Source organism: Pseudomonas sp. W5-36 (assembly GCF_046540455.1).
In the GTDB taxonomy this organism is placed as follows: domain Bacteria; phylum Pseudomonadota; class Gammaproteobacteria; order Pseudomonadales; family Pseudomonadaceae; genus Aquipseudomonas; species Aquipseudomonas graminis_B.
The window spans coordinates 461392-478164 of sequence record NZ_JAXCIQ010000002.1 but is presented as its reverse complement, the minus strand read 5'-3'; the positions used below and the strand labels follow the sequence as shown (position 1 = coordinate 478164).

16 protein-coding genes and 1 pseudogene are annotated in these 16773 nt (G+C 60.8%); 7 read left to right on the top strand and 10 right to left on the bottom strand.

What is annotated here, in order from left to right; genetic code table 11:
* Positions 1-88: 88 nt before the first annotated feature.
* Positions 89-994, top strand: a complete 906-nt coding sequence (locus tag SLW74_RS05160) for a response regulator (RefSeq protein WP_065988197.1) — start codon at positions 89-91, stop codon at positions 992-994.
* Positions 995-1301: 307 nt separating this feature from the next.
* Positions 1302-2210 (top strand): peptidoglycan DD-metalloendopeptidase family protein, encoded by a 909-nt coding sequence (locus tag SLW74_RS05155; RefSeq protein ID WP_065988199.1) that lies wholly within the window; start codon positions 1302-1304, stop codon positions 2208-2210.
* A gap of 21 nt (positions 2211-2231) precedes the next feature.
* Here the strand turns inward: SLW74_RS05155 and SLW74_RS05150 are convergent, their stop codons facing one another.
* From SLW74_RS05150 to phoB, 3 genes are all read right to left on the bottom strand, one after another.
* Positions 2232-3572 carry a hemolysin family protein gene (locus SLW74_RS05150; RefSeq protein ID WP_065988202.1) on the bottom strand — a complete coding sequence of 447 codons (1341 nt, stop codon included), beginning with the start codon at positions 3570-3572 and terminating at the stop codon, positions 2232-2234.
* A 100-nt stretch (positions 3573-3672) separates the two neighbouring features.
* Positions 3673-4932, bottom strand: coding sequence for a phosphate regulon sensor histidine kinase PhoR (gene phoR, locus SLW74_RS05145; protein WP_410928359.1), 1260 nt, complete (start codon positions 4930-4932; stop codon positions 3673-3675).
* Between the two features lie 90 nt (positions 4933-5022).
* Positions 5023-5712: a phosphate regulon transcriptional regulator PhoB gene (gene phoB, locus SLW74_RS05140; protein WP_065988205.1), complete on the bottom strand. Its 690-nt coding sequence runs from the start codon at positions 5710-5712 to the stop codon at positions 5023-5025.
* 170 nt (positions 5713-5882) lie between these two features.
* Here phoB and SLW74_RS05135 point away from each other — a divergent pair, with 170 nt between their 5' ends.
* Positions 5883-6263 (top strand): hypothetical protein, encoded by a 381-nt coding sequence (locus tag SLW74_RS05135; RefSeq protein WP_410928358.1) that lies wholly within the window; start codon positions 5883-5885, stop codon positions 6261-6263.
* A 36-nt stretch (positions 6264-6299) separates the two neighbouring features.
* On the opposite strand, the gene ubiA is transcribed toward SLW74_RS05135, so the two are convergent.
* Both ubiA and SLW74_RS05125 read right to left on the bottom strand, forming a co-directional pair.
* Positions 6300-7190, bottom strand: coding sequence for a 4-hydroxybenzoate octaprenyltransferase (ubiA, locus tag SLW74_RS05130; protein ID WP_410928304.1), 891 nt, complete (start codon positions 7188-7190; stop codon positions 6300-6302).
* The gene (locus SLW74_RS05125) at positions 7190-7726 is read right to left on the bottom strand and encodes a chorismate--pyruvate lyase family protein (RefSeq protein ID WP_410928303.1); all 537 of its coding nucleotides are present in this window, start codon (positions 7724-7726) and stop codon (positions 7190-7192) included. Before SLW74_RS05125 ends, ubiA begins: the two co-directional genes overlap by 1 nt.
* A gap of 760 nt (positions 7727-8486) precedes the next feature.
* Here SLW74_RS05125 and SLW74_RS05120 point away from each other — a divergent pair.
* From SLW74_RS05120 to SLW74_RS05105, 4 genes and pseudogenes are all read left to right on the top strand, one after another.
* A complete protein-coding gene (locus SLW74_RS05120) occupies positions 8487-8654 on the top strand; it encodes a rubredoxin (protein WP_032856748.1) in 168 nt (55 codons plus the stop codon).
* 34 nt (positions 8655-8688) lie between these two features.
* On the top strand, positions 8689-9837 hold the full coding sequence (locus SLW74_RS05115) for an NAD(P)/FAD-dependent oxidoreductase (protein WP_065988212.1): 1149 nt from the start codon (positions 8689-8691) through the stop codon (positions 9835-9837).
* Between the two features lie 188 nt (positions 9838-10025).
* A pseudogene (locus tag SLW74_RS05110) lies at positions 10026-10295 on the top strand (HU family DNA-binding protein); the annotation flags it as partial.
* A 329-nt stretch (positions 10296-10624) separates the two neighbouring features.
* A complete protein-coding gene (locus tag SLW74_RS05105) occupies positions 10625-10999 on the top strand; it encodes a helicase (RefSeq protein WP_410928302.1) in 375 nt (124 codons plus the stop codon).
* 21 nt (positions 11000-11020) lie between these two features.
* Here SLW74_RS05105 and SLW74_RS05100 read toward each other — a convergent pair whose 3' ends face one another.
* From SLW74_RS05100 to exbD, 5 genes are all read right to left on the bottom strand, one after another.
* The gene (locus tag SLW74_RS05100; protein WP_065988214.1) at positions 11021-12415 is read right to left on the bottom strand and encodes an aminoacyl-tRNA deacylase and HDOD domain-containing protein; all 1395 of its coding nucleotides are present in this window, start codon (positions 12413-12415) and stop codon (positions 11021-11023) included.
* An 87-nt stretch (positions 12416-12502) separates the two neighbouring features.
* Positions 12503-14578, bottom strand: coding sequence for an ATP-dependent DNA helicase RecG (recG, locus tag SLW74_RS05095; RefSeq protein WP_065988215.1), 2076 nt, complete (start codon positions 14576-14578; stop codon positions 12503-12505).
* Positions 14579-14586: 8 nt separating this feature from the next.
* Positions 14587-15516 (bottom strand): hydrogen peroxide-inducible genes activator, encoded by a 930-nt coding sequence (locus tag SLW74_RS05090; RefSeq protein ID WP_065988216.1) that lies wholly within the window; start codon positions 15514-15516, stop codon positions 14587-14589.
* Positions 15517-15607: 91 nt separating this feature from the next.
* Complete coding sequence (locus SLW74_RS05085) at positions 15608-16351, bottom strand: energy transducer TonB (protein ID WP_065988217.1); 744 nt, start codon at positions 16349-16351, stop codon at positions 15608-15610.
* On the bottom strand, positions 16348-16773 hold the full coding sequence (exbD, locus tag SLW74_RS05080; RefSeq protein WP_410928301.1) for a TonB system transport protein ExbD: 426 nt from the start codon (positions 16771-16773) through the stop codon (positions 16348-16350). Before exbD ends, SLW74_RS05085 begins: the two co-directional genes overlap by 4 nt.

Below are 16773 nucleotides of genomic sequence, written 5' to 3'. Positions count from 1 at the left end.
AAAGTCCCGGTGTCGTCAAACAGTTTGGCAGCTGGCCGCCCGCCAGCGAATGCTCGCCTTTGCGGTGAACACGCCATCAGGAGCGTCGATGAGTAAAGTCAGTGTATTGGTGGTGGATGACGCACCGTTCATCCGTGATCTGGTCAAGAAAGGACTGCGCAACGCGTTTCCAGGCGTCGCGCTGGAAGACGCCGTCAATGGCCGCAAGGCGCAAGTGCTGTTGAGCCGTGAAGTGTTCGATCTGGTGTTGTGCGATTGGGAAATGCCCGAAATGTCCGGGCTGGAATTGTTGACCTGGTGCCGCCAGCAGGAAAACCTGAAGACCATGCCGTTCATCATGGTCACCAGCCGTGGTGACAAGGAAAACGTCATCCAGGCGATCCAGGCCGGCGTATCGGACTTCATCGGCAAGCCGTTCACCAACGAACAACTGCTGACCAAGGTCAAAAAAGCGCTGCACAAGGTCGGCAAGCTCGATGCCTTGATGTCCAGTGGTCCGGCCCGCGCCAATGCGGCGTTTGCCAATGACTCGCTCAGCGCTTTGACCGGTAATCGCCCTGAGGTCGTCAATACGGCACCCGCTGCTTCGGCGGCATCGCAGGCGGCTCAGCCTGCGGTCCAGCCAATGGCCAAGGCTGCTCCAGCCGCTGCACCGACGGGTCGTGGTCAGGGTCAGTTGCGTCTTCCGAGCGGGAACCAGCCCTGTGTGATCAAGGCGCTGACGCTCAAGGAAGCGTCGCTGCTGGTCCGCCGTGGCGAGGTGCTGCCGCAGATCCTGGAGAGCGCCGTGCTCGATCTGGAACAGGGTGAAAACGCCGAGGTCGCGCGTCTCAACGGCTATCTGCACGCGATTGCCGCCTTCGAGCAGAAGCCCGACAGCGACTGGCTGCAGGTCACTTTCCGCTTCGTCGACAAGGACACCCAGAAGCTCGATTACCTCTCGCGCCTGATTGCCCGTGGCACTGCGCAGAAGCATTTCGTGCCGGGTGCCTGATCCGCTGCCACGTCAGGGGTGCTGATTTTCCGGCGAGTGCTCACTATGTGGGAGCAACCGGGGTGGTGCTCCACCTTGCTCGCGAAGAGACCGGTAAATCCGCTAAATTTGCAGCGGCCGGGAGTCCATCTTCGCGAGCAAGCTCGCTCTCACGCTACCTAGCATAGAATTTGCAATTCCGATCGCGCCCCATGCTGACGCGATTTCCTTGACGCTTCGTCTATTACCGATTGATTCGGATGAGTCCAATTGCGTCGGCATCGCTGTTAGGCTGGGCGCCAATCGTCCACTCACCAGGTCTATCCCGATGTTAGAGCGCGTGCTGGTTGTCTGTGCCTTACTGCTGGCGACGCAGACCGCCGGGGCAGTCACGATCTATCGGTTCACCGATGCCAATGGCGTGGTGTCGTTTACCGACCAGCCCGTGCGTGGCGCGCAAGTGATGAAGCTTCGCGAGCGCATGGTCGAGCGCATCGACAGCCAGGTGCGCCTGAGCGTCAAGAAAGCCAATGGCAGCGACAGCCTGTACGTGCGAAACGACCTTTACGCACCCGTGGAAGTCGAGCTGCGTCTGGCCGGGGTGAAGAACGTGGTGGGGGTGTCCGACCAAGTCATTCGCCGCACCATCGCGGCGCGCAGCAACGAACGCCTCATCGCCCTCAGCCCGCAAGTCGCCAGCAAGGCCATGACCTACAAGCCCAGTCTGCGATCGATCGTTGGCGACCCACAGCGGGGCGTCTCGGCGAGTGGATTTGCCTATCGCTATCCGTTGCCGTGGGTGGGCGGGCCGTTTCGCATCAGTCAGGGTGCCAACGGGTCCTACAGCCACATAGGTGCCAAGAGCCGCTATGCGATCGACATTGCCATGCCTGAAGGCACGCAAATCATCGCTGCGCGAGGCGGTACTGTGATCAAAACCGAAAATGCCCAAACTGGCCGAGGCGCCAATCCGTCCGGCAACTTCGTGCGCATCCTGCACGACGACGGCACGATGGGCGTTTATCTGCATTTGCAGCAGGGATCGGTGAGCGTCAAGGAAGGCCAGCATGTGGCAGTGGGCGCGCCGCTCGGGCGCTCCGGCAACACCGGCAACAGCACCGGCCCGCATTTGCACTTCGTGGTGCAGCGCAATGTCGGGCTGGCGCTGGAGTCGATCCCGTACGAATTCTCGCAACCGGTCCAGAGCCTGCCCAACTTCGCGATTGGCGGGAATTGATCATCTGCTCTGACGGGCAGTTCAATCCAGCTTGAGCACCTTTGCCAGCACGATCTTCGGGCCTTTCATCTTTTTGATGATGATGCGCAGGCCTTCGACTTCCATGACTTCCTCTTCCTCAGGCACGCGCTTGAGGCTGTCGTAGATCAGGCCTGCCAAGGTTTCGGCTTCCACGTGGTCCAGATCGATGCCCAGCAGGCGCTCGACCTTGAACAGCGGCGTGTCCCCGCGTACCAGCAGCTTGCCCGGCTGATAAGCCAGGATCCCGCGCTCGGCCTTACGGTGTTCGTCCTGGATATCGCCCACCAGCACTTCCAGCACGTCTTCCATCGTCAGATAGCCGATGATCTTGCCGTCGGCTTCTTCAACCAGCGCAAAGTGCGCGCCGCCCTGACGGAACTGCTCCAGCAGACGCGACAACGGCATGTGCTTGGAGACGCGCTCCAGCGGCCGCGTGAGCTCGGCGAGGTTGAAGGACTCGGGAAGGTGATCCAGTGCCGCCAGCTCCAGCAGCAGGTCCTTGATGTGCAACAGACCCACGAACTCGTTGCGGTCTGAGTCGTACACCGGGTACCGGCTGAACTTGTGCCTGCGGAACATCGCGAGGATTTCCTTGAGCGGGGCGTTGAACTCCAGCGAGACCATGTCTTCGCGGGAGTTGGCCCAGTCCACCACTTCCAGTTCGCCCATTTCCACAGCGGAGGCCAGCACGCGCATGCCCTGATCGCTGGGGTCCTGACCGCGGCTTGAGTGCAGGATCAGCTTGAGCTCTTCACGGCTGTAATGATGCTCGTGATGAGGGCCGGGCTCGCCTTGGCCAGCGATGCGCAGAATGCCGTTGGCACTGGCGTTGAGCAGGTAAATGGCCGGGTACATCGCCCAGTAGAAAAGGTACAGCGGCACCGCGGTCCACAGCGACAACAGCTCGGGCTTGCGAATGGCCCAGGATTTCGGCGCCAGTTCACCCACCACGATGTGCAGGTACGAAATCATGAAAAAGGCGCTGAAGAACGACACGCCTTTGACGACTTCAGGCGACTCCACGCCTACCGTCTCGAGCAAAGGGGCCAGCAAGTGCGCGAACGCCGGCTCACCGACCCAGCCCAGACCCAGCGACGCCAGCGTAATACCCAGCTGGCAAGCCGACAGGTAAGCATCGAGCTGACTGTGAACGGTGCGCAGAATGCGTCCGCGCCAGCCGTTGTTGTCGGCGATGGACTCAACACGAGTCGAGCGCAGTTTGACCATGGCGAACTCGGCCGCAACGAAGAATCCGTTGAGCAGAACCAACACCATTGCGAAAAGAATCATGCCGAAATCGGCGAAGAGTGAAGCCAGGCTGATACCAGGGGAAGGGTCCATGATGGGGTTTTGCAGGTTCCGTTTTGAGGTGTGGAATGAAACAAGCCCTCACAATTGGAGGGCACAAGGGACGCAATTTAGCGGCTATCTACAGGCTTGCCTAGGCTTTGGTCATCTGCGCCGGGGCAAAGTTGCAGATAAACACACTGCCCTTGCCGGGGACGCTGTTGATTTCCAGTGCCGCGCGGTGGCGCAGCAGCACGTGCTTGACGATCGCCAGGCCCAGGCCTGTGCCGCCGGTGTTTGACGCGCGGCTGGAGTCGACGCGGTAGAAGCGCTCGGTCAGGCGCGGAATGTGTTTGCTGTCGATACCGATGCCGGAGTCCTGCACGCTCAGGTGGGCGCCACGCCCGTCACTCCACCAGCGGACGCGGATCTTGCCTTCAGCCGGCGTGTATTTGACCGCATTGAAGATCAGGTTGGAGAACGCGCTGCGCAACTCCGCCTCGCTGCCCTTGAGGCTGACGTCGCTTTCCAGCTCCAGGGTAATCTGCTGGTTCTTGTCTCCTGACAGGGCCTGAGCATCATTGGTGATGCTTTGCAGCAGCGACGACACGGCCACAGGCTGGTTGTCGGACGGGTAATCGGTGGCTTCCAGCTTGGCCAGCAGCAGGAGGTCGTTGAGCAACGTCTGCATGCGTCCGCCTTGCTGATGCATTTGCTGCAACGCACGGACCCAGCGCGGGTTCACGTCCTCGACGTTATCCAGCAGCGTCTCCAGATAGCCGCAGATCACCGTCAATGGTGTGCGCAGCTCGTGGGACACATTGGCGACGAAGTCTTTGCGCATCTGCTCCAGCTGGTGTATGCGCGTCACGTCGCGCACCAGCATCAGATGCTCGTTGTTGCCGTAGCGGGTGATCAGCATCTGAATGCGCAGGCGGTCGTTGACCGGCGAAGGAATCTCCAGCGGTTCGGCGTAGTTGGCGTGGGCGAAGTACTCCTTGAAGCGCGGATGGCGGACCAGATTGGTTACGGGTTGCCCGCTGTCCTGGGGCGTCTTCAGGCCCAGCAAGGTTTCTGCCGCGCGGTTCCACCATTCCAGGTTGCCGTCGCTGTCGAGCATGATCACGGCATCTTTCAGCGCGGCAGTGGATTCCTGAACACGGTCGATAACTGCTTGCAGGCGGCCACGCACGCGCTGGTCGCGTCGTTGCAGATGGTAAATGCTGTCGAAGACTTCCCCCCACAAGCCATAGCCATCGGGTGGCGGCTCGTCGGGTTTGTGATGGCGAAGCCAGTCATGCAGGCGTAGCAGCTGTTTGAGGGTCCAGGCCAGATACAGCCCCAGACCGATTGCCAGACACCCGCCGTAATGCCCGCTGATCAAACCGGCCAACAGCGAGGCTGTGACCAACATCAGCAAGTGCCGGATCAGGGTGCCATGCCAGTTGTGATTCAATTAACGCGTCCTTGTCTTCAGCGGTCTGAATCGCTGCCAAAAGCGTTTTCAGCTTTTGGTGGAGAAGCGGTAGCCAGTACCGCGGACGGTTTGTACCAGATTTTCGTAAGCCTCGCCGAGGGCTTTGCGCAGACGCCGGATGTGGACATCCACGGTGCGCTCTTCCACGTAGACGTTTCCGCCCCAGACCTGATCGAGCAACTGCCCGCGGGTGTAGGCGCGTTCCTGGTGGGTCATGAAGAATTGCAGCAGGCGGTATTCGGTCGGGCCCATCTCGGCAGGTGTGCCGTCGATGGTCACGCGGTGGCTGATCGGGTCCAGCAGCAGACCGCCCACTTCGATCGGCGATTCGCCATCGTTCGGGGCAGCTCGCCGCAGCACGGCCTTGAGCCGGGCGACCAGTTCGCGGGGAGAAAAGGGTTTGGTGATGTAATCATCGGCGCCGACTTCAAGACCCTGGATCTTGTTGTCCTCTTCGCCTTTGGCCGTGAGCATGATGATCGGGATGTCACCGGTCAGCTCGTCACGCTTCAAACGACGGGCCAGCTCAATGCCGGATGTACCGGGCAGCATCCAGTCCAGCAGGATGAGGTCCGGCTTGCGGTCGACAATCACGGCATGGGCCTGTTGCGAATTCTCAGCCTCAATGCAGTCATAGCCAGCCATTTCCAGCGCGACGGCAATCATTTCGCGTATGGGTGCTTCGTCGTCGACGATCAGAATGCTCCTGCCAGCCATGCCTCGAACCTCATGTCATTTCACTGTCTTGGGGCGCATTAGATAACGGAATTATTGCAGTCGTGTGACAGGTTAGTTCGCGCTAGGCGTATTCGCCGGTCTAGGGCTAAGCTGGGGACTTGTCCTACAAGAAATGTCCATACAACGACAAACAAGAAGAGGATTCATCCATGGCTAAAATTTCTTCTGCTCTGATGCGCCTTTTGGCGGCAGCAGCGTTGGCATCTTCCGGGATGGCATTCGCTGCCGCGCCCGCGATGACCAGTGACGGCATGCTCACCGACCATAAGGGCATGACCCTTTACACCTTTGATAAAGACACCTCGGCAGGCAAGTCCGTTTGCAACGATCAGTGCGCAACCAATTGGCCGCCGCTGACTGCCATGGCCAGCGACAAGCCTGAGGGCGACTGGACCATTATCAAGCGCGATGACGGTGCTTCGCAGTGGGTTTACAAGGGCAAGCCGCTGTACACCTTCAAAAATGACAAAGCCGCGGGTGATAAAACCGGCGACGGCAAGGGTGATGTCTGGCACATCGCCAAGCCATAATCTGATCGCTTAAAGCGCTGCGTGCGTCCGAATTGGTCAGCGCAGCGCGTAGTCCGCCACGATACCGACAAAAATTGCCAGCCCCGCCCAATGGTTGTGCAGAAAGGCCTTAAAACAGGCTTGCGGGTCTTTGTCCCGCGTCGACCAGAACTCCCAGGCGAAGCATCCCGCCGCTACCAGCAGGCCGATGAAGAAATACAGGCCCAGCTCGAAGCGCGCACCCGCCAGCATCAGGCAAAACAACGCCAGGCATTGCAGCGTGAGGATGATCACCCGATCCGCATCGCCGAACAGCACGGCGGTGGATTTCACGCCGATCTTCAAGTCGTCCTCGCGATCCGTCATCGCGTAATACGTGTCGTATCCCACCGTCCACAGCAGATTGGCGATGTACAGCAGCCAGGCGGCAGCGGGCAGCTCGCCCGTCTCTGCCGTGAACGCCATCGGCATGCCCCACGAGAACGCGGCACCCAGCACCACCTGCGGGTAATAGGTGAAGCGCTTCATGAAGGGATAAGTGGCTGCAAGAGCAAGCCCGCCGAACGACAGCCAGATCGTCGTCGCGTTGGTGAACAACACCAGCACAAAGCTCGCTCCCACCAGTACCGCGAACAGGATCAGCGCTTCTTTTGACGTCACCCTGCCGCTGACCAAAGGCCGCTGCTCGGTGCGTTTGACGTGGCCGTCCACCTTGCGGTCAGCGAAGTCGTTGATCACGCAGCCCGCCGCGCGCATCAGGAACACGCCGACGACGAAAATCAGCAGCGTGCTCAGGGACGGCGAGCCTTTGCCGGCAATCCAGACGGCCCACAAGGTGGGCCATAGCAACAGATAAATGCCGATGGGCTTGTCGATGCGCGTGAGCTGGATGAAGTCCCAGGCGCGTGGGTGCAGACGGTTCAGGGATTTGAGCAACGACAGGTACATCAGCGGCCCTCTTGAGCATGCAGTGGAGCGTTGGGTTCGATGGCACGCCATGCAGTGGGCAGAAACACTTCCGCTACCAGAATGCTTAAGTTCCCTCGGCTGAAACAGGAGCGGCGTCCCCACAAGCCCTGCTGTGCGTCAGTCTCGGGCAGCCATTGCGCAGGATAGCGGCAGACCTGCAGCGGGCCGCGGGCGAAGGCTTCATCGCTGAACAGTAACTCGCCCAGTGACCGGGTGCCGAGTTCGTCCATGTGCAGGCCATCCTGCTCCAGCGCGCGGCGAGCGGCGACACTGCGGGCAAACACCCATCTTTCATTGCGGCCCAGCAGGTAGACCTCACGCACCCAGCCTTCGCTGCCCTCAGGCAATTGCAGCGCGGCGCATTCATCGTCACGCAGGGACTGCCAGCCTTCGAACTGCGGTTCGACGCAAAAGTGGTCGTCAGAGAGCCGGGTCAGGCGTCGGGTCAAGGAATCTTCGTGGAAAAGCCACTCAAGAACGGCGGGCGAGGGTGCTCCGATCAATTGATCGCGCAAAAGCCACTCGGGCGCTGGAAATGCAGGGGTTTGCTGGATCACGGGAGACAAACACAGGCGGCAATCGAGGCGGCGAGCTTAGCATGATTGCGATTTTTGACCGACGACCGGAGCACCCACCCGTTTGCGCCGACGCCCCCGACGCCTTCCCGGCTAAAGCCAGTCCACCTGGCGATACGCGGAGTATTCGTGGGACCTGCTTCAGCCGGGAAGGGGCCGGTTTGAACGCCATCAATTTCGCGGTGCGCCCACTGACGCCTTCCCGGCTAAAGCCAGTCCTACTGGCGATACGCGGCGTATTAGTGGGACCGGCTTCAGCCGGGAAGAGGCCGGTGTGAACACCCTCAATGTTGCGGTGCGGCCACTGACGCTTTCCCGGCTAAAGCCAGTCCTACTGGCGATATGTGGAGTATTCGTAGGACCGGCTTCAGCCGGGAAGGGGTCGGTTTGAACGCCATCAATTTCGCGGTGCGCCCACTGACGCCTTCCCGGCTAAAGCCAGTCCTACTGGCGATATGTGGAGTATTCGTAGGACCGGCTTCAGCCGGGAGGAGACCGGTGTGAACACCATCAATCTCTCGGTGCGGCCACTGACGCCTTCCCGGCTAAAGCCAGCTCCCACTGGAAAGTACACGCGTTGTACATCAATGAAACTTGCGTCATGGCGCTGTGATCAGTAAAAGGCCTGACCCATTCGATAAACTTCGCGACGACAGCGGAGCGTCTGGGACGTCTAGCCTGAAACCAAGAGAACCGAGCGATGAAAAAGTGGCAATGCGTAGTCTGTGGCCTGATTTACAACGAAGCCGACGGTTGGCCGGATGACGGCATCGCGCCGGGCACGCTCTGGCAGGATGTGCCGGAAGACTGGCTGTGCCCTGACTGCGGCGTCGGCAAAATGGATTTTGAAATGATCGAAATCGGCTGATCCGCCGACTTCCAAGACCCCGCTGGAGAAGTGAATGAACGCACCTGTCGTGATCATTGGTACCGGGCTGGCCGGCTACAACCTCGCTCGCGAATTTCGCAAGCTGGATGGCGAGACGCCGCTGTTGCTGATCACCGCCGATGACGGCCGTTCGTACTCCAAACCCATGCTTTCCACCGGCTTTGGCAAAAACAAGGAAGCCGACGGACTGAGCATGGCCGAGCCGGGCGCCATGGCTGAGCAGCTCAGGGCCGAGGTACGCACGCACACCCGCGTCAGCGGCATCGATCCGGGTCATAAGCGTGTGTGGATCGGCGAGGAAGCGGTGGCCTACCGCGACCTGATTCTGGCCTGGGGGGCGGAAACCGTCCGCGTGCCGGTGGCGGGTGATGCTTGCGACGCCGTATTCCCGATCAACGATCTTGAGGATTACGCGCGTTTCCGCGCCGCAGCAGCCGGCAAGAAGCGGGTGTTGATCCTCGGCGCAGGCCTGATCGGCTGTGAGTTTGCCAACGATCTGATTTTGGGCGGCCACGAAATCGACCTCGTTGCGCCATGCGAGCAGGTGATGCCGACATTGCTGCCTCCTGCGGCCGCCGCAGCATTACAGGCCGGGCTGGAAAGCCTGGGCGCGCGTTTTCACCTCGGACCTTTGATGACTCGGCTTGATCGTGCCGACACCGGGCTCGAAGCGCACCTGTCCGATGGCGAGGTGCTGCATTGCGATCTGGTGGTGTCGGCCATAGGCCTGCGTCCTCGCACTGATCTCGCCGCAGCGGCGGGCCTGGAAGTCGGGCGTGGCATTGTGGTCGACCGGCATTTGCAGACGTCCCACGCAAACATCTACGCGCTGGGCGACTGCGCTGAAGTGGATGGGCTGAACCTGCTTTACGTCATGCCGCTGATGAACTGCGCCCGAGCCTTGGCGCAGACCCTCGCTGGTACACCCACAGCCGTCAAATATGGCCCAATGCCGGTGACGGTGAAAACGCCGGTTTGCCCGCTGGTAGTGTCCCCGCCGCCCAAGGGCTCGGAAGGTGTCTGGACCGTGGAAGGTGAGGGCGCCGATATCAAAGCGTTGTGCTGCGACAGCGACGGCAACCTGCTGGGTTACGCGCTGACAGGCGCTGCGGTGATGGACAAGCTCGCCCTGAACAAGGCTTTGCCCCCGCTGCTGGCATGATTAACAGTCGTTCTGTCGGATAAGCCATCTTTTAGTTGAAACAATCGTGGCTCACGTACTGGCGCGGGCCCCGGTGGCGTGCCATTCTCATTCCGGTCTGCCGCAACGTAGAGCTGTTGCGGCACCTGCTCGCTGTCCGCAAGGGCTGCACGGGACATAAAAACAAAAAACCGTAAAAGAGGCTTCATATGCGTAAACCAGAACTCGCAGCGGCTATTGCCGAGAAAGCAGATCTCACCAAAGAACAAGCCAATCGCGTCCTCAACGCCGTGCTCGACGAAATCACCAACGCGCTGCACAAGAAGGACAGTGTCACACTAGTTGGCTTCGGCACTTTCTTGCAGCGCCATCGTGGCGCCCGCACCGGTAAGAACCCTCAGACGGGTGAGCCCGTCAAGATCAAGGCCAGCAACACGGTGGCGTTCAAGCCGGGCAAGTTTCTCAAAGACAGCGTTAATCCGGACGCGGCAAAGCCAGCGAAACCAGCCAAGCCGGCAGCAGCCGCCAAAGATGCCAAGCCAGCCAAGGCCGCAGCGGCCAAGGCACCCGCAGCAAAGAAAAAGTAATTCGCTGAGCGCTCTGCGGGGGGCGAGCAGCACGGAGATGGGCATGCCGATCAGTCGGCATGTCCATTTTTTTATGGCCGATGAATCAACCGCGCTGGACCTGTGCGCTTCGTCCAGTCCGCCACTTTGCGACTGACCGGTTCTGCTTGTTCACCGGTCAATCAAGCTCGCTACACTGCGGCTGGTCACCCAAACTGCCGCTGACCCCATGAGGCCCACGCATGAAGTTTCGTTTTCTACTCTGGATATTGGGCCTGTTGATGGCCCGCGCCAGTCGCAATAATCCCGCGTTTCAACAGCAACTTGCGGGGAAGGATCTGGCGTTCCAGTTGCAGACGGCTGACGGCAAGATCGCCAGGCATTTCATCGTGCGCGATCAATGCGTGAAGAGCCGCGCCGGCACCTTCGCGGCGCCTGCTTTCGTGATTTCTTTCAAGGATGCCGACTACGGCTTCGCCACCCTGCAGGCTCGGAACAAGCAGCTCGCGTTCATGCAGGGCATTCAGGACAAGAATATCGTGGTGACCGGCAACGCTGGCCTGGTGATGTGGTTTCAGGGGCTGACGAAGTATCTGAAGCCGAGGAAGAAGAAGTAGTCCTCCCCGGACACTTCCGGATTAACTGAACTGCGAGGCCAGTTCGCGCAACAGCACTTCGGCCTCCAGTACTTTCTTCACCACGTCCTGAGCTTTCTCGCGGGACAGCTTCAGGCGTTCGAGCAGCTCGTCCGGAATACTTTCCAGCGGGCCTGAGCCAATGCCTTCCTTGCGCAGCAGCCTCACCGCCAGGCACACCAGGTTTGCATACTTGTAATGCTCGCCTGCGTAGTGCGGGTCGTGCTGGAAGCGCAGGGCGATGACCAGTTCCTCCGGCATGTCCCAGTTTCGCATCAGCCAGGAGCCGATCTGCTCGCGGCTGATGCCCAGCAGGTGCTGCTCGACGTAGCTATGGTGCAAATGCGGGTTGACTTCGATCTGGCGGCAGATCAGCGAAAAATGCGGCGGAAACACGTGCGCCAGCAGCAGATAGCCGAAGTTGTGCAGCAAGCCGGCGAGGTACGTCAGGCCACTTTCCGGGCGCTCGGCACGTGGCATGGCGCGGGTCAGGCCTTCGATGATCGCGGCTGTGTAGATCGACTGCTGCCAGTAAGGGGTTGCCTGCTGCGGATGATCCTTGGGCAGCGCCAGGGTTTTGCCCAGCGCCAGACCGAGCGCCAGATTGATCACCAGATCAAAACCCAACACGCGAACAATGGCATCTTCCACCGAGCGGATTTTGCCTGCTGAGCCGTAATACGGGGACGCCGCCCAGCTCACGACTTGTGCCGCCAATGCCGGGTCGGTTTCCACCACGCCGGTGATGTCGTCGATGGTCGCGTCGGGATCGACGCGCAGCTTGATGATCTTCTGCGCCGTGTCGGCCAACGGCGGGATTTCCACCGTGGACTCAAGACGCTGCTGGATGCGCCGGGCAGTGAAATTCTGAACGGCTTTGGTGATTTCCTCGCGGTCGTCATCGGGACGCGTGAGGTTGGGCGTGACGGAGGTCACCGGCTCGCCAAAGCGGGCAGCGCTGGCCTTGGTCAACAGCGTCTTGAATTCCTCGCTGCTGATTTCCAGCAAGAGGCCTGGTTCACCGGAATCGATCAGCACGGTATTGCCGGACAGAATCCGCTCTTCATACAGGCAAGGCGAGCTGGTCAGCGAAGGCAGGCCGGGCAACGTGCCCAGTTTATGTTTTTGCAGCATGAGTTCGAGCGACTCTTTCGGAACCGCCTTCAACTTGCGGCCGGTCAACTCGGTAACACGATTGAGGTCGAGCAATTGGTTTTGTGGAAACAGGATGAACAGCGCGCCAACGGAGTCGTCGACCAGAATGGCCTGCACTTTTTGATCAAGCGGAAGTGACTCGTCATCAGTCACTTCACGGAAGTTGATAGCGGCTTTGCCCAGCAACTGCCGAATGATAGAGGGGCAGTGTGGGGTTGCGTCGATGTGGGCAACTTCTGTCATGGCCTGTATCCAGATTCCTACAATCGCTGAAGTATAACCAGCTTAGTTGTTATAGAGGTGAGACACCCTGTTATTGCGTTGACTGCTTCACACTTGGCCGTATTGCTGGCCATGGCGCAGCCAGCGCTCCAGCAGGGGACTGACATGTTGGGGCCAGCGCTCAAGCAGCGCCTGCGCCGCGTCCCTGACCGCTGGCAGCAAATCTGCATCGCGCATCAGGTCAGCAACCTTGAATTGCAGCAGTCCTGTCTGGCGCGTTCCGAGCATCTCGCCCGGCCCACGCAGCTCCAGATCCTTTTCTGCAATCACGAAGCCGTCGTTGGTTTCACGCATGATGCCCAGCCGCTGGCGACCGATCTGCGAAAGCGGGGGGTGATACAGCAGCACGCAATGGCTGGCCGCGCTGCCCCGGCCGACCCGACCGCGTAATTGATGAAGCTGCGCCAGGCCCAGGCGTTCCGGGTTTTCGATGATCATGAGGCTGGCATTGGGGACGTCCACGCCGACCTCGATCACTGTCGTGGCAATCAGCAGATTCAGGTTGCCCTGCTTGAACTCGCCCATGACGGCGGCTTTTTCGGCGGGCTTCATGCGCCCGTGAATCAAGCCGACCTTGAGCTCGCCCAGCGCGCTGGTCAGTTCCTCGAACGTCGTTTCAGCGGCCTGACACGTCAGCTCCTCGGACTCCTCGATCAGCGTGCACACCCAATACGCCTGCCGGCCTTCGGCGCATGCATTGCGTACGCGCTCGACCACTTCGATGCGCCGGCTGTCGACCACCAGAACGGTATTCACCGGCGTACGCCCGGGGGGCAGTTCGTCGAGAATCGACGTGTCGAGGTCGGCGTAGGCGCTCATCGCCAGGGTGCGCGGGATGGGGGTGGCGGTCATGATCAACTGATGCGGACACATCAAGCCGCCGACGCCCTTCTTGCGCAGGGCCAGGCGTTGCTGAACGCCGAAACGGTGTTGCTCGTCGATGATGACCAGCGCGAGGTTCTTGAACTGCACCTCGTCCTGGAACAACGCGTGCGTGCCGACGACCATGGGCGTACCGCCGGCGATCTGCGCCAGTGACGCCGCCCGCGCCTTGCCCTTGAGCTTACCTGCAAGCCAGGCCGTCTCGATGCCGAGTGGCTCCAGCCAGCGGGTGAAATTGATGAAGTGCTGTTCGGCGAGGATCTCGGTGGGCGCCATCAGTGCGACCTGATAGCCCGCTTCGAGGGCCTGCAAGGCCGCGAGTGCTGCCACGACCGTCTTGCCTGCGCCTACGTCGCCCTGAATCAAACGCAGCATCGGCTCGTGCTGACTGAGGTCGTACGCGATCTCGTTGCCGACGCGCTGCTGCGCACCTGTGGGCGGGAATCCGAGGTTCGCGAGGAATTTCTTCGGCAGGCGTTTCGCCGGTGGCAGTGCAGGCGCGCGTTGCGAGCGCAGGCTTTCACGCAGGCGTTGCTGGGAAAGCTGGTGTGTCAGCAGCTCTTCGAATGCCAGTCGGTGCTGCGCCCAGTGATGGCCCAGCGCGAGCTCTTCGACGTCAGCATCGGCAGGCGGGTTGTGCAGGTAATGAATGGCGTCAGCCAGGGGCGCGAGTTGATAGTCGCGCGCCAGCTCATCCGGCAGCCAGTCAGGCAGGCTCTTCGGGCCAAGCATTGACAGGCTCTGATGGCACAACTGCCGCAGGCGCTGCTGGGTGAGGCCTTCGGTCGTGGGGTAGATCGGCGTCAGTGTCTGCTCGACGGCCACCGGCTCGTCGCCGGTGATCGCGCGGTATTCCGGGTGGTAGATCTCAAGGCCTGAGGCACCGGGCCGGGCTTCGCCGTAACAGCGCACGTGGGTACCGCGCTTGAGGCCGTCCTTTTGCGCGTTGCTGAAGTGGTAAAAGCGCAGGCTCAACACGCCGGTGCCGTCGCCCATCCTGACCAGCAAGCTGCGGCGCTTGCCCATGACCACGTCAGCGCCGCTGACCACACCTTCGATCACGGCGTCCTGGCCCGGACGCAATTCGCCGATGGGCACAACACGAGTCCGGTCCTGGTAACGCAACGGCAGGTGAAACAGCACGTCCTGAATGTTCTCAAGACCGACTTTCGCCAGCTTTTCAGCCATTGCCTCACCGACGCCTTTTAGCGCCGTGACCGAGACATGAGACAGCTCCGTCATACCGTCCCTTAACTCGCTTCAGCCTGAGCTTTAGGACGAGCGACGGAACACAGACGGATCGAGTCAGCGAGGATTTCGATGGCTTTCGGACGCGGGAAGCTGGCACGCCACGCGATTGCCACGGTGCGGAATGGCACCGGCGGCGACAGCGGACGGACCTCGATCACGCCGGGCGCGTAGTGATGGCTGTCGACGGCGGACATCGGCAGGATGGAAATACCCAGCCCCGACGCGACCATGTGCCGAATGGTTTCCAGCGAGCTGGACTCCACGGTGGTGTGCTTGGCAGCGTCGCCGCCCTTGACCAGCGTCGGGCAGGCTTCGAGCACCTGATCGCGGAAGCAGTGCCCTTCGCCGAGCAGCAGCAGGCTCTTGTCGTTCAGCGCCGAGGCATCGATGGTCTTTTTCTGGGTCCAGGGATGATCGGCCGGCATCAGCACGTAAAACGGCTCGTCGTACAGCGACAGCGTCAGGACATCGGCCTCGTTGAACGGCAGGGCGATGATGATCGCGTCGAGCTCGCCATTGCGCAGCTTGTCGCGCAGCACGTGGGTAAAGTTTTCCTCGATGTACAACGGCATCTGCGGGGCGACCCGGTGCAGTTGGGGAATCAGGTGAGGAAAAAGGTAAGGGCCAACGGTGTAGATCGCGCCGACTTTAAGCGGCGCGGTCAGTTGATTCTTGCCGGTCTGGGCCAGTTCGCGAATGCCCTGAGCCTGTTCGAGAACCTTCTGCGCCTGGGCCACGATGCCCTCGCCAACCGGGGTCAGACGTACGGCACTCTTGCTGCGCTCGAAAATCAGCACGCCGAGTTCATCTTCCAGCTTTTTTACGCCCACTGACAAGGTCGGCTGGCTGACGTGACAGCGTTCAGCGGCATGGCCGAAGTGCTGCTCTTGGGCGAGGGTAACGATGTAGCGCAATTCTGTGAGGGTCATAACGTGCGTCCATGAAGTTGCGGCCCCAGCATAGCGGGTGCAATCGATAGACGCACGTTATCAACCCGTCGCGGCTGACAAAATTCTGGTTTCAGCGTTTATCCAGGGAATAAACGAAGGGAGCGACCACTTCCAGCGACCCGTTCTTCAGCAATTCCGGCGGCGGCTTGGGCAATGGCTGCGCGCGGCGGATCATCTCCAGAGTCGCTCGATCCAGTGAAGCGCTTCCTGAACCGCCGGCCAGTTCATAGGACAGCACGCGGCCTTCGCCATCGACCACAAAGCGCAGCTTGCTGGTGCCCTGCATGCCCCGGCGTCGGGCGTCTTCCGGATAACGCTTGAACTTGCTCAGGTGACTCAGCAATTCACCCTGCCACGTCGGTAATGCATTGCTCGGTGGCGTGGGCGGAGCGGGTTGCGGCGACGCCGACTTCTCCGGTTTGGCGTTGGACGGCGGTGCGTCCAGCGGCTTGTCGTCGGCTGGCTTTTCTTCCTTCGGCGGCTCGACCTTCTTCACAGGTTTTGGCGGCTGTGGTTTGGGTTTGGGCTTGACCGGCTTGGGCACAGCGATTTCGGCCTTGGGCGCCTCGGCGACTGGCGGAATTGGCAGCTGTTCTTCAGGCGCGGGCGGCTGCGGCGGTTGCACGACTTTTGGCGGTGGCGGCGGTGCAGGCTCTGGAACGGGCGCCAGCTCGACCATCATCGCCGCCGGGGGCAGCTCAATGGCCTGCGAGGAGGGCCAGCGCAATGCGACGACAATCGCCACGGCATGGACCGCCAGCACCAACAACAGACTACCGCTATAGCGCGTCAGCTTTTGGCGCGTATTGATCATTTCTTGCCGACCGTCTCGAGACCCACCAGGCCCACCTTCAGGTAGCCGGCGCCGCGCAGGGCATTCATGACGTCCATCAGGTCGCCATAGTCGACGCCTTTGTCAGCCTGGAAGAAGATCGTGGTGTCTTTCTTGCCCTTGGTCCTGGCATCCAGCACCTGACCGATCTGCTCGCGGGCCACTTTTTCATCGCCCAGGTACAGGCTCTGATCAGCTTTCACGCTCAGGAAAATCGGTTTTTCGGGCCGAGGCGCCGGTTTGGCGGTAGAGGCGGGCAGGTCGACCTTGATGTCCACGGTTGCCATCGGTGCGGCAACCATGAAGATGATCAGCAGGACCAGCATGACGTCGATGAACGGCGTCACGTTGATTTCGTGGTTCTCGGCGAGATCGTCATCGCCTTCCTTCAAATGCAGGCCCAT